The organism is Bradyrhizobium sp. CCBAU 11430, from assembly GCF_028128855.1.
Lineage (GTDB): Bacteria > Pseudomonadota > Alphaproteobacteria > Rhizobiales > Xanthobacteraceae > Bradyrhizobium > Bradyrhizobium ottawaense.
Window position 1 is genome coordinate 71085 of record NZ_LBJV01000055.1, and the last position, 13071, is coordinate 84155.

General features: G+C 63.0%; 9 protein-coding genes. 1 reads left to right on the top strand and 8 read right to left on the bottom strand.

From position 1 onward, the window contains the following. Positions 1-10: 10 nt before the first annotated feature. The 3 genes from lpdA to mdeB are packed head-to-tail and all read right to left on the bottom strand — an operon-like array spanning position 11 to position 5708. Positions 11-1723: a dihydrolipoyl dehydrogenase gene (gene lpdA, locus XI04_RS16485; RefSeq protein ID WP_028140589.1), complete on the bottom strand. Its 1713-nt coding sequence runs from the start codon at positions 1721-1723 to the stop codon at positions 11-13. 8 nt (positions 1724-1731) lie between these two features. Further along, a complete protein-coding gene (locus tag XI04_RS16490) occupies positions 1732-3012 on the bottom strand; it encodes a 2-oxo acid dehydrogenase subunit E2 (RefSeq protein ID WP_038948796.1) in 1281 nt (426 codons plus the stop codon). A gap of 17 nt (positions 3013-3029) precedes the next feature. Beyond that, positions 3030-5708 carry an alpha-ketoglutarate dehydrogenase gene (gene mdeB / locus XI04_RS16495; RefSeq protein WP_028149220.1) on the bottom strand — a complete coding sequence of 893 codons (2679 nt, stop codon included), beginning with the start codon at positions 5706-5708 and terminating at the stop codon, positions 3030-3032. A 371-nt stretch (positions 5709-6079) separates the two neighbouring features. Between mdeB and XI04_RS16500 the strand changes: the two genes are divergently transcribed. Then, positions 6080-6940: an AraC family transcriptional regulator gene (locus tag XI04_RS16500; protein ID WP_173015766.1), complete on the top strand. Its 861-nt coding sequence runs from the start codon at positions 6080-6082 to the stop codon at positions 6938-6940. Between the two features lie 72 nt (positions 6941-7012). Here the strand turns inward: XI04_RS16500 and XI04_RS16505 are convergent, their stop codons facing one another. The 5 genes from XI04_RS16505 to XI04_RS16525 all read right to left on the bottom strand — a co-directional run bounded on the left by XI04_RS16505 (position 7013) and on the right by XI04_RS16525 (position 13069). Continuing rightward, on the bottom strand, positions 7013-8236 hold the full coding sequence (locus tag XI04_RS16505; protein ID WP_028140593.1) for an ABC transporter substrate-binding protein: 1224 nt from the start codon (positions 8234-8236) through the stop codon (positions 7013-7015). Positions 8237-8313: 77 nt separating this feature from the next. Beyond that, positions 8314-10179 carry an AMP-dependent synthetase/ligase gene (locus tag XI04_RS16510; protein WP_271609582.1) on the bottom strand — a complete coding sequence of 622 codons (1866 nt, stop codon included), beginning with the start codon at positions 10177-10179 and terminating at the stop codon, positions 8314-8316. Between the two features lies 1 nt (position 10180). Continuing rightward, positions 10181-10960 (bottom strand): enoyl-CoA hydratase/isomerase family protein, encoded by a 780-nt coding sequence (locus XI04_RS16515; protein WP_007594449.1) that lies wholly within the window; start codon positions 10958-10960, stop codon positions 10181-10183. Between the two features lie 16 nt (positions 10961-10976). Then, a complete protein-coding gene (locus XI04_RS16520; RefSeq protein WP_007594451.1) occupies positions 10977-12110 on the bottom strand; it encodes an LLM class flavin-dependent oxidoreductase in 1134 nt (377 codons plus the stop codon). A 167-nt stretch (positions 12111-12277) separates the two neighbouring features. Continuing rightward, positions 12278-13069, bottom strand: a complete 792-nt coding sequence (locus XI04_RS16525; RefSeq protein ID WP_028140596.1) for a creatininase family protein — start codon at positions 13067-13069, stop codon at positions 12278-12280. Positions 13070-13071 lie beyond the last annotated feature (2 nt).

Below are 13071 nucleotides of genomic sequence, written 5' to 3' on the forward strand. Positions count from 1 at the left end.
GCCAACTGATCTACCGCTTTCTGGCGATTGGAGGCAGGTCGGTGCAAATGCCCTCATGGACTTCGGCAGCCATGCCGATCGTCTCGCCGAGGGTCGGATGCGGGTGAATGGTCTTTCCGATATCGATCGCGTCAGCCCCCATTTCGATAGCGAGACAGATTTCCCCGATCATATCGCCGGCATGCGGTCCGACGATCACGCCCCCGACGATGCGACCGGTTTCGGCGTCGAACAGCAGCTTCGTCATGCCATAGGATGCGCCCGACGCGATGGCCCGGCCGGACGCGGCCCATGGGAATTTTGTCGAACGGATCTTCCGTCCGGATTCGGCGACATCACGCTCGGACTTGCCGACCCAGGCGATCTCAGGATCGGTGTAGGCGACATTGGGGACGATCTTCGCGGTAAAGGCCGCCGGCTTCCCGGCAGCTACTTCCGCGGCGACGTGCCCCTCGTGAACGGCCTTGTGCGCCAGCATCGAACCGCCGACGACGTCGCCGATGGCGAAGACGTTGCGCGCCGTCGTTCTCATCTGCTCGTCGACCTGAATGAAGCCGTTCGAATCGATGGCAACGTCGATCCGTTCGAGGCCGAGCTCGCTACTGTTGGGAACACGGCCGGCCGATTGCAACACCAAATCGTACGATCGTGTCCGTACCGATGCGCCTGTGGTACCGACCCTCACGCCGTCCGGCGTGATTTCGGCGGTTGATACGCTGCTTGCGACGTCGATATGCTCGAAGCGATGCGCGTTGCGCGAACGCCAGATCTTCACCGCGTCGGCATCCACGCCCGCCAGGATATCGGGAAGCCTTTCGACAAGATCGATCTTGGTGCCGAGCGAGTTGTAGACGGTCGCCATCTCCAGCCCGATGATCCCCGCTCCGATCACGAGCATGCGGCCCGGAATGCTTCGCAGCGCGAGCGCGCCGGTCGAGGTCACGACCCGCTCATCCTTGGGAAGCACCGCTAGCTGCACCGCGCGCGAGCCCGTGGCGATGATGCATTGACCAAATTCAATTTGCTGCGAGCCTGCCCCCTCACCGACAATCTCGAGCCGCGTGGCGGAGGCGAATTTCGCGATGCCGCGGATCACCGTGACGCGGCGCGCTGCTGCCATCTGGCTCAGCCCATCCGTCAGCTTCTTGACAGTGCCGTGCTTGAAGGCGCGCAGCTCCTGCAGATCGATCTGCGGCGCGGCGAAGCGAATGCCCTTGTCCGCGATCCGTTTGGCTTCCTCCTTGACGGCCGCAACATGAAGCAGCGCCTTCGACGGGATACATCCAACGTTCAGGCAAACTCCGCCCAAGGTGCCGTAGCGTTCGACGATCGCGGTGTTCAGTCCAAGGTCTGCGGCCCGAAACGCTGCTGAATAGCCGCCCGGCCCGCCTCCGATCACGACAAGATCGTAGCGCGTATAATCTGTTGCGCGCTGGCCAACATCCTGATCCGCTGAGATCGTCTCGCCTTGCGCGCCCGCTTCGTCCGACGCCGACGCCGTGCCAATCATGGAGCCTTGAGACACCTTGTCTCCAACACGCAGCGACATGCTCGTGATCACCCCTGCGATCGGCGACGGAATCTCCAGCGTGGCCTTGTCGGATTCCACTGTGATCAACGCCTGCTCTCGCACGACGACGTCGCCTGCCCTGACGTGGACCTCGACGACCTCGACGTCTCGAAAATCCCCGATGTCGGGGACCCGGATTTCCTCTGTCCGCATCTGCGTCCTCACAACGCGAAGCGCCGCAGATCGGAGAGCACCGACGCGACGAAGCCCAGGAACCGGGCCCCAGCCACGCCGTCGACGACCCGGTGATCCCACGACAGACTCATCGGAAGGATGAGGCGCGGTTCAAACTCGCGGCCGTTCCAGACCGCCTCGGTGGCGGCCCGCCCGGCGCCGAGGATCGCCACCTCGGGCGCGTTGATGATGGGCGTAAATCCCTGACCGCCGATGCCTCCGAGAGACGACACCGAGAAACAGCCGCCCTGCATGTCGCCCGACGCGAGCTGCCCCGCGCGCGCCTTGTCGGCGAGCGAGCGCATCTCCGCGGCAATTTGCCGAAAGCCCTTCTTATCGCAGTCCCGGATCACCGGCACGACCAGACCTCTCGGCGTGTCGACAGCGACGCCGATGTGGACATAGTGCTTGAGGATCAACTCATCGCCATCGAGCGACGAATTGAAGCGCGGGTATTTCTGCAGCGCCAAGGCCGCGGCCTTGATCAGCAGCGACACCATGGTGAGCTTCGCCGTGTCCTTCGCGGCCTCGGCATTGGCGAGTTGACGAAAGGCTTCGGCGTCGGTCACATCCGCTCTGTCGAAATTCGTTACATGGGGAATGACGCTCCAGTTGCGCGAGAGGTTCGTACCGGTCAGCTTCTGGATCCGTGTCAGCGGCAGGCGCTCGACCGCGCCGTACCTCTCGAAATCCACCTTGGGCCAATCGACCGGGGCGCCGGGCTCAGGCGCCGTCGCCGGTCTCGATCGCACCAGTCCGTTGACGAAGGCCGCCACATCCTCGCGCAAAGTCCGGCCCTTGGGGCCTGTGGGCACGACAGAGTCCAGCGTCACGCCGAGCTCACGCGCCAAAGCGCGGACCGACGGCGATGCATGCGCCGCCCCGCTAAGCTGCGGCTGCTGTGCACGTGCTCGCGAGTCATCGACTGGAGCCACGGGCGCCGGCCGTGACAGCGCCTCCTGCTGCGAGATCCGTTGCTCCACCTGCGGTGCCGACGCAGTCGCCGGCGGAGGCGCGGTGGATTCGCCGCGCCCTTCGAGGACCATCAGAACCGAACCTTGAGAAACCCGCACCCCGACGTCGATCATCAGTTTGGCCACCGTGCCTGCGGCCGGGGATGGCACCTCCATCGTCGCCTTGTCGGACTCGATCGACAGCAACGGCATGTCGATCGTGACCTCGTCGCCGACCGACACATTGATTTCGACTACCGGAACATCCTTGTAGTCCCCAATATCTGGCAGAACGACTTCAATTGAACGAGACATGCGCGCTCCGCCCTCTCTCAGCGCGACCAAGGCGATGCAACGCCGGTCGGCAATTCGTAGCTGGCGATGGCTTCGGCGACCTGCTCACGCGCCACTTGACCCAATTTTGCCAGCGCCGAGAGCGCCGCAACGACGATCTGCTTGCGATCGACCTCGAAGAACGATCTCAGCGCGGCGCGTGTATCGCTGCGCCCGAAGCCGTCGGTGCCCAGCACCGTATAGGGCGCCTCGATGTAAGAACCGATCAGTTGCGGATACGCCCGGACATAATCCGATGCCGCGACGATCGGCACCTTGCCGCCGAGGCATTGTACGACGTGGCTCTCGACCGGGGTCGACAGTGGCGAGAGCCGATTAGTTCGCTCCACATCGCGCGCCTCCCGCGCCAGCTCGGAAAAGCTCGTTGCCGACCAGACTTCACAGGCCACTTTCCATTCGCTTTGCAGCATCGCTGCGGCGGCGAGCGCCTCCGGGAGAATGGCGCCCGAGCCGACCAGCCTGATCTTCGCCGGCCCGTCAGCGCTCGGCAGAACCCGATAGAGACCCTTGATGATGCCGTCGCGTGCATCGTCGGGCATCGAGGGCTGCGCATAGTTCTCGTTCATCGCCGTGAGGTAATAGAACTCGTCGTTGCCCTGCTCGAGCATCGACCGCATGCCGTGATCGACGATGACGGCCACCTCGTAGGAGAATGCCGGATCGTAGGCCCGGCAGTTCGGAACGGTCGCCGCCATCAGATGGCTGGACCCGTCCTGATGCTGCAAGCCTTCGCCGCCGAGCGTCGTCCGGCCGGCCGTCGCCCCGATCAAAAAGCCACGCGCGCGCTGGTCCGCCGCCGCCCAGATCAGATCGCCGACCCGCTGAAAGCCGAACATCGAATAGTAGATATAGAACGGCAGCAACGGGAAGTTATGGATGCTATAGGAGGTCGCCGCCGCGGTCCATGACGAAATCGCCCCCGCCTCGGTGATCCCCTCCTCCAGCAATTGACCGTCGATCGCTTCCTTGTAGTACAGCATCGAACCGGCATCTTCCGGCTCGTAGAGCTGTCCCGCCGGCGAGTAGATGCCGACCTGTCTGAACAGGTTCGCCATTCCGAAGGTGCGGGCTTCGTCGGCGACGATCGGGACGATGCGCGGGCCGAGCGTTTTGTCCTTGAGCAAATTGGTGAACAGCCGCACGATCGCCATCGTGGTCGACGTCTCCTTGCCGTCGCCGCGCAGCGCGAACTCCGCGTAGGATTGCAGCGGCGGCACCGGCAGCGCCGCCGAAGCGCGTCGCCGCGCCGGCATGTAGCCACCGAGTGCCGCGCGACGGGCGCGCAGGTACTGAATTTCCGCGCTGTCTTCCGCAGGCCTGAAGAATTCCAGATCCTCGACTTGCTCGTTGCTGAGCGGCAGGGCGAACCGGTCGCGGAACGCATACAGCGCGTCGACATCGAGCTTCTTGGCCTGGTGCGACGTCATGCGCGACTCGCCGGCGCCGCCCATGCCGTAGCCCTTCTTGGTCTTCGCCAGAATGACGGTCGGCCGACCCTTAATGTCTTTCGCGGCGGCAAAGGCCGCGAACAGCTTCTTGAAGTCGTGGCCACCGCGCTTAAGGCCGTCGATATCCGCGTCCGACATGTGCGCAACTAGCGCCCGGACCTCGGGATCCTCGCTGAAGAAGTGGGCGAGGTTGTAGGCCCCATCCTTGGCGCCGAGCGTCTGATATTTGCCATCGACGGTGTCGGCGAATTTGCGCAGCAGCGCATGCTTGCTATCGCGCGCGAAGATATCGTCCCAGTCCGATCCCCACAGCACCTTGATTACGTTCCAGCCGGCGCCCTGGAAAAGTGATTCGAGTTCCTGAATCACCTGCCCGTTGCCGCGGACCGGCCCATCCAGGCGCTGCAGGTTGCAATTGACGACGAAGGTGAGGTTGTCGAGATTTTCCCGCGCCGCCAGGGCGAGCCCGGCGATCGATTCCGGCTCGTCCATCTCGCCGTCGCCGAACACACCCCAGACGTGACGACCAGCCGTCTGCACCAGGCCGCGATGCTGCAGATACTTCATGAACCGCGCCTGGTAGATCGCGCTGATTGGCCCAAGGCCCATCGACGCCGACGGCACCTGCCAGAACTCCGGCATCAGCCAGGGATGCGGATAGGACGACAGACCGGGGCCGCTCAGTTCCTGGCGATACAGCTTCAGATTTTCGTCCGACAGTCGGCCTTCGAGATACGCTCGTGCATAGACTCCGGGGGACGAATGCGGCTGGAAATACACCAAGTCGCCCTCCGACTCGGAGCTTGACGCGCGAAAGAAATGATTGAAACCGACTTCGAAAATCTCCGCGGCCGAGGCGTAGCTGGCGACGTGCCCGCCGAGCTCCCCATAGGCCTTGTTGGCACGGACCACCATCGCGAGCGCGTTCCAGCGAATGATCGCCGTCAGGCGGGTCTCGATCGCGATGTCGCCGGGGTAGGGCTTCTGCTGCTCGAGCGGAATAGAATTGCGATAGGGCGAAAACGGCGGAGAGTCCGGCAGAACGCCGAGCTCCTTCGCGCGCCGATCGAGCGCAGCCAGGATGTAACGCACGCGCTCGGCACCGGCGCTGTGGTGGAGCGATCCAAGCGAGGCGAGCCAATCGGCGGTTTCGACCGCATCCTGATCGGCGTTGACGACCTTGCGTGGCGGATCGATGTGTGCAGTCATGCGTCGGGCTCCGAGAAAGCCCGCACTTGGTAGCATCGGGTGCTATGGCACGTGCTGCTGAATTCGGCCGCGTTCCGACGGATTGCCCGGCTCCGGCGGGACGCGGAGGCTCGCATCGCAGCATTCTCTGCTGTTGGTTTAATCGGGCGAGTGATCGAGCCGTCGGCCGCCTGACAGGTGCTCCCGCTTGGTCACGGCGCAGCATGCCGCATCGCTCAGCGCTCACGCCGCAGTAGCGGGCATCTTGTCGCAGATCAGCGAACTCGACGGCTCGCCGCGACTAGTGACCTGACCTTTCAAAACAGCTAACCTCGGCTAGCAGCAGGATCTGCATCAAGGCTTGACTGACTTGACGAATTGGCAGGATTGAAATGCCGCCCGAGACCGAGTTCGATCGCGATTTTGCGCGAATGGATCTGCCCGATCTTCGGATCAACTATGATCCTGTCGATCCGGATCAGTTCGATCGTCCCGTCACTTCATTCTGTCTCGAAACCAGCAAAGACAACGACGACCTGCCGCTGCACTCACACCGCAAAGGCCAATTGGTCGTCGCATCTCACGGCTCGGTGATGTGCCGGGCGCCCGGCGGCTTGTGGATCGTGCCTCCGCAAGGCGCGGTATGGATCCCGGCCGGCGTGCAGCACAGCAATTGCGTGGCCGATTTCGGCAAACTCTACACAGTGTTCATCGATCCGCAGGTCAGCATGCTGCCGCGGACCTGCTGCACGCTGATGATCACGTCGCTGGTGCGGGAATTGATCCACCGCCTCTCGGTGTTCCCACCGCTCTATCCGCTGGAAGGACCGACCAGCCGTCTCGGCCGGGTTTTGCTCGACGAACTCGTGCAGATGTCGACGACGGATGAAATGTATTTGCCGATCTCCCCCGACGCCCGTCTTCAACACCTCGCGACCTCCTTGTTGAATAATCCGGGCGACCGCAGCACGATGGACGAAGTCGCCTCGCGCTACGCGATGAGCGAGAGTACCTTCGCACGCTTCATAGCCAAGGAAACGGGGATGACCTTCGGGCGCTGGCGCCAGCGTCTCCACATTCTGATCGCCATGCAACGCCTCACGGCGGGCACTTCGGTCCAGGCCGTGTCGCTGGAACTGGGGTACGAAACCCCCAGCGCGTTCATCACGATGTTCAAGAAGACGATGGGAAAGAGCCCCCGCCGCTTCCTTGCCGAGCGGTCGCGCCTGATTAATTCGGACAGTTTGCCCTAGCTCGCACGTCCCTGCCTGGGCACTTGACGACCGCGACCCCGCGACGCTTTCGCGGGGCCGCCCGTAACGACGTCAGCGTTTGCTGTAAGGCGCAAGCGGATACTCGAGCGACGCTTCCGCAATGGCCTTTGGAGCCACCACCCGAGGCCTGCCTTTCAAACCCTGCAGCATCACCATCGAACAGTGGATGTTCTGGCCGGTCTCGTCGAACTTGGTGTTGTCGCCGTACATCAGGATCGGCTTCATGTCGGTCTTCTTGAGCGCGCCGTGAATCGCCGCGGACTCCGGCGAAGCCGCCCGCGTCACGGCGTCTGCGACGATCTGCACCGCCTCGAACGCGCAGCCCGCATTGGCATCGAACCAGTCGTTCGGGTAGTCGGCCGCGAACATCTTCATGATCTTGTCGGTCTCGGCGCCCTTGGGATTGAGCCACAACGCCGACAGAACCGGACCGTCACCATACTTTCCGAGCGCGTCGTGATACGCCTTGTCGGACACGCCGTTGGAGTTGGGCGAAAACACCATCTTCGGGTCCCAGCCCTGCTTGATGCATTCGCGCGCGATCATGATCGCGTCGTTGACGCGCGTGACCGAGATCAAAGCATCGGCACCCGACGCTTTCGCCTTGGCAACTTCCACCGACAGATCCTTGGCCTTCTCGTCATAGGCAACGTGCTGCGCGATCTTGAGCGGAACATCCACTTCCTTCCACGCCTGATCGATGCTGGCCGCCGTCGACTGCCCCATCGTGTTGTTGAGATGGAGAACGACGGCGCTGCTCGGCGGATCCTTCAGCGTGCCGAGCACGGACTTCAGCTCGGCCAACGATTGCCGCACGATGGTCAGCGACGTGGGGTAATAGCGGAACACCTGGGTGAAGCCCTGTGAAGTTACCTGGGTGGCGCTCGCGATGTGGACCACCATCGGCACCTTGGCGGCCTCGCAGGCCTGCAGCGCCGAAATGGTGGCACCGGAATCCCACGCGCCGATCAGCACGGTGCAGCCCTGCCGGATCAGGCTCTCGGCGGCAATCCGGCCGTTCTCCGGACGGCTTTGCGTATCGGCGTGAACGATCTCGATGTCGAGGCCGAACTTCTCACGCGCGAATTTGGCGCCGAGATCGATGCCGCGCACGCAGGCCTGACCGGGAAACGCCAGCACGCCGCTGCTGGGCATGATCGCTCCGACTTTCACTTTCGTGTTCGCCGCAAACGATGGCCTTGATACCAGGCCTACCGCAATTCCCAATCCGCTTCCGACAATCGTCCGCCGCGTGATTCCGCTTCGCTTGGTCATCTCGATGTCCTGTTGCTGAAGGAGTGAAATCTTATCTCGACTGTTAGCTTCGTACGTTTTGGGACCGACCGCCGACCTCAAAGGCCCATCTCGGCCTTGATCAATTCTTCCTCGGTTTCGTCGTAGAGCGACGCGATCAGCGACTGATAGCGCTCGTTGATCTGCTTGCGACGCTTCTTTCGCGTCGGCGTCATCACGCCGTTCTCGAGCGACAGCTCCTCTGGCAGAATGCGGAACGCCTTGATCTGCTCGGCTCGCGCCAGCCTTCCGTTGGCCTTGCCGATCTCCGCCTCGATCAGCCGGTTGACGATCTCGGAGCCTGCCAGGTCCGCGTAACTCGCGATCTTGTCGTCGCGCGACTTCGCCCAGTCCATTGTGGCGGTGGCATCCACTTCGATCAGGGCGGTGAGATATTTTCGCCCCTCGCCGATCACAGCCGCCTCGGAGATGAACGGGCTGTGCCTCAGCTCGTTTTCGATCTGAGTCGGGCTGATCGATTTGCCGTTCGACGTGTTGATGATCTCCTTCTTCCGGTCGACAAGCTTGAAGGTTCCTTCCGGCGACACTTCGACGATGTCGCCGGTGTAGAGCCAGCCGTCGCGAAGCGCCGCTTTCGTCTCGTCCGGCTTGTTCCAATAGCCCGCGAACAATCCCGGTCCACGGACGATCATCTCGCCGTCCTGGAGCACGGCGGTTTCCCAGGCCGGATCCGGCAGCGGGACCCCGACGTTGCCGGCCTTCGGCCACTCCGCCATCTGCACCAGATTGGCACCGACCAGTTCGGTCTGGCCGTAGCACTCCTTGAGCTGCAAGCCCCACAACTGCCACAGCGACATCAGCTCGGACGGCATCGCCGCCGACGAGGTGAACGCGACCTTCAGTTCGTCGAAACCGACCTCCGCGAGCAGCGGCAGGAACACTTGCTCGCGGCAGGCCGCGAACAGTTTCGAGACGAAGACATCCTCGTGGCCGCGCTGACGGTCTTCGAGCGCCCTGCGCGCGATCGTCACGGCAAGCGTGTAGTTCTGATCTCCCGCTTCACCGGCGGGATGCACCTTGCTGAGGATCTGTGTCGCAAAGCGCTGGTAGAACCGCGGCGGCGCCATATAGTAGGTCGGCTTCACCTCTTTGATCGTCTGGGCGAAGTCCGCGGTCGTCTCGCCGAAATATGGAACTGCGTCGGCGATCAGCGGCAACGTGGTCGCCTGCCCGCGCGCCACAGTGTGCGACATCGGCAAATGCACGACCACCCGGTGTTCCTCTTCGCGCATACTGGGGCCGAACAGGGTGATGCAATGAACGCCGGCGAGAATGGAAAGGTGCGTCAGCATGGCGCCTTTGGGGTTTCCGGTCGTCCCGGACGTATAGCCGATGCTGACGACATCGGACGCCTTTGCTGTCGCGCTCTCCTTCTGCAGATAGTCATGCGCATCGACATCGTGTGCTCCAACAAAGTCGGCCAGCGACTTGATCAACGCCGAGGCCTCGCCGGTCCAATCCGGGTCGAGCACGATGATGCCGCGGAGCTGCTCGGCCCGACCGGAGGCGAGCACGATGCGAAGCTGCGGCTCCCCGCCGACGAACGCGAACTTCGCGCCTGAATCCGTGAAGCAGTAAGCCACTTCTTCGGGTGACGAGGTGAAGTAAACGCCCACCATGACGCCGCCGGCGCACATCGTGGCCATGTCGGCGATCAGCCATTCCTCGGACGAATCGCCCATGATCGCGACCCGATCGCCGCGCTCGAGACCAGCACGCCGCAGCGCGCTGGCCAGGTTCACGACACGCTGCGCATAGGCGCCCCACGTCATGGCGGTCCAGGCGCCGTGACGCTTTTGTTGCAAGGCGATCTTGTCGGGCCGCTCCGCGAGTCGCGCGGCCAAAAGCTGCACGACGGTCGTATCCGCCAACTGGGCGCCGGATGTCATCTCAGCGACGTTCATCTCAGCGCTCCGCGAAACGCTTGCGCTTGGCCGCGAATGCGGCAACCGCCTCGGCCCGCTCGGGCGACTTGAACGTCAACATCTCCAGCGCCGCAGAGGTGTCGAGCAGCAGGTGGGCGTACTGCTTGATGATCTTGTTGACGCTGTACTTGGTCCACACGATCGATTCCTTCGGCCCGCTTGCCAGCAGTTCGGCGTATTCGATCGCGGCATCGAGAACGTTGCCGTCTGCGACCACCTCGTTGATCATACCGATAGCAGCCGCTTTCTCGGCGGAGATGAATTCGCCGGTCATCAGATAGTGCTTCGCGCGTACCGGCCCCATCAGCAGCGGCCAGATCACCGCGCCGCCATCGCCCGCGACGACGCCGGCATTGACATGCGTGTCGGCGAAACGGGCTGTCGAGCTCGCATAGATCACGTCGCAGAACAGCGCGAGCGTGGCACCCAGGCCGACCGCGACACCGTTGACGGCCGCGACGATCGGCACTTCGACTTCCAGCATGTTGCGGATGAGGTGGCGACCGCTGCGCGTCGGGGACGGCAGCGTTCCCTTATCCAGCGACTTCTGATCGCCACCAGAGCAAAATCCGCGGCCCGCACCGGTGAGAACGATCGCGTTGACAGAACTGTCGTGATCCAGCTTGACGAAGACGTCTTCGAGCTCCTCGTGCATCTCCCAGTTGATCGCGTTGAGGATCTCCGGGCGGTTCATCGTGACGATCGCGACGCCAGTGGCGCGCTGCTCGACGATCAGGTACTTGTAGCCGTATTGCGACATTGATTTCACCGTTCGATTACTGCTTCTGGGTCCGCATCAGCCGGATCTGCCCGAGAATCTCCTCGGTCGGCCGCACGACGTTGTTTCCGTCGTTGAAATGCGGGATGACGTAGCGACCGACCATGTCGATCGCCTCCATGATCTTTTCGTGCGGGACGGAGTCCATGTGCAGCAGCACCTCGTCGATACCCATGGCCTCGAACTTCTCGATCTGACGAATGACCGTATCGGGGCTGCCGCACACCGTCGTGGCCGACTCGTTGACCAGATAGTCCCAGTCGTTGGCGGCGCGCTCCATCGACGGCACGCTCTCCCCCATGTATTTGTAGTCGTCGGCAATCGCCGCGAGACGCGGATAGGCATCGGTCGAGATCTTGGCATAGTGCATTAGCGGGCCGGCATAATCCGCCTTGGCCTGCTCGTCCGTTTTCCCGATGCCGATGAACAGCGGAATGCCGATACGCGGACGCTGCAGCGGTCCCTCCGCGTCGCACTTCCAGTTTTTTTGATAGGCGTCGATCAGCTTCTGCTGAGCTTCCCAGCCCTGATAGATGTTGCTGCTCATCACGGCGAAGCCCTGCGAGGCCGCCCAGAGATGACTGCGCTCGCTGGTCGCCGCGATCCCGATCACCGGATGCGGCTTCTGCAGCGGCTTCGGAACCAGCTGGCGCGGAGGGATCTGGTAGTACTTGCCGTCAAACGTGAAAATGTCCTGGCGCATCGCCGTTTTCAGCAGCGCCAGCCCTTCTTCCATCTGCGCCAGCGTTTCGTTCGGATCGACGTTGAACGCCCGCATCGCGATGGTGGTGTTGGCGCGGCCGCCGTAGAATTCCATGCGGCCGTTGGACAGGATGTCGGTCACGGCAAGCCGCTCGGCCGAACGCAAGGCGTGGTTGATGCGCTGCGGCATCAGCGTCACCGCCGCGCGCAGCTTGACGCGCGACGTCACCGCGGCCAGATAGCCGAACACCACTTCGGGCGCCGAGCTCGAGATCCCGCCCAGTGCCACGTGCTGCTCGGAGAGCGCGACGCAGTCGAAGCCGACCTTCTCGGCCAGACGGACTTCGTCGACCAGTTCGTGAAGCCTGCGCGAGTAACTGTGGCCGACCTGGGTTTCCTGTTCAGACCAGAACCCAAACGTAAGTGCCATGTCTCAATCCTTTTAGCTTGCGAGATGGCACAGGGTTTCATAGGCGTGGCGATATTTTCGCCCGAAAGCCGCGTTGCGTAGTAACGCTTTCCGAATTTTATGCTGTCAGCATTCGCAACATGGCAGACGCCCCGGGAAGCTTCGCCACGCAGCGGACGGGCTGACCGTCAACGGCGGGCGATGGCGGCTCCGGCCTCGCTATCGAAGGTCTTGATCAGCAACTCGGCGACCGCCGCGAGGCACGCTTCGCCGATGGCGTAGCTCGAGCCGATCGGACTTCCGATCACGCCGTTCTGCGAAACCGATCGGATGCCGTTCTTCCACATCAGTTCGAGATCAGCCTCCGACAAGCCGCCAAGATGGCCCACCTCGAAGCGGTCCGGTCTGACGCTGTCGGGCCTAATGACCATCATCAGCGACGTCTCGGCGATGTCGGCGTGGCCGCCGACGGCCAACACGTCTCCTCCGGCTTCGCGCACCGCATCGCGCCACGTGTCGATCCATTTCGTCGAGTCGAAGAACGCCAGGATCTCGACATCCGAGGGGACGGCCTCGCGCAAGCGACCGAGCATGTCCTTCAGGACCGGAAAATTGCCGATGTGACCCGAGTGAATCAGGATACGCTTGAAGCCGTGCCGCGCCAGGCTTGTGCAATAATCGACACAAATCGCTTCCAGCGTCCCCGGCCGTAGCGAGATCGTACCCGCGAATGGCAGATGGTGAGACGAGCAGCCGACCGTGATGGTCGGCGCCACCAGCGTGTTGCCGCGGCTGCGCGCGATCCGCTCGGCCAGAGCATCGGCATGATCCGCATCCATGCCCAAAGACAAATGCGGCCCATGCTGCTCGACGGCCCCCAGCGGGATCACTACCGTCGTGCACCCATCGGCCAGCGCCGCGGCGACTTCCTCGTGGCTCATCTGCTCCAGATAGATCTGATCGGGATATCCGCGCGTCATCG

Bases quoted from the DNA above. Each gene is read 5' to 3' on its own strand.
- XI04_RS16490 (WP_038948796.1), bottom strand. From the start codon at position 3,012: ATGTCTCGTTCAATTGAAGTCGTTCTGCCAGATATTGGGGACTACAAG.
- XI04_RS16505 (WP_028140593.1), bottom strand. From the start codon at position 8,236: ATGACCAAGCGAAGCGGAATCACGCGGCGGACGATTGTCGGAAGCGGA.
- XI04_RS16520 (WP_007594451.1), bottom strand. From the start codon at position 12,110: ATGGCACTTACGTTTGGGTTCTGGTCTGAACAGGAAACCCAGGTCGGC.
- lpdA (WP_028140589.1), bottom strand. From the start codon at position 1,723: ATGCGGACAGAGGAAATCCGGGTCCCCGACATCGGGGATTTTCGAGAC.
- XI04_RS16500 (WP_173015766.1), top strand. From the start codon at position 6,080: ATGCCGCCCGAGACCGAGTTCGATCGCGATTTTGCGCGAATGGATCTG.
- mdeB (WP_028149220.1), bottom strand. From the start codon at position 5,708: ATGACTGCACACATCGATCCGCCACGCAAGGTCGTCAACGCCGATCAG.
- XI04_RS16515 (WP_007594449.1), bottom strand. From the start codon at position 10,960: ATGTCGCAATACGGCTACAAGTACCTGATCGTCGAGCAGCGCGCCACT.
- XI04_RS16510 (WP_271609582.1), bottom strand. From the start codon at position 10,179: ATGAACGTCGCTGAGATGACATCCGGCGCCCAGTTGGCGGATACGACC.
- XI04_RS16525 (WP_028140596.1), bottom strand. From the start codon at position 13,069: ATGACGCGCGGATATCCCGATCAGATCTATCTGGAGCAGATGAGCCAC.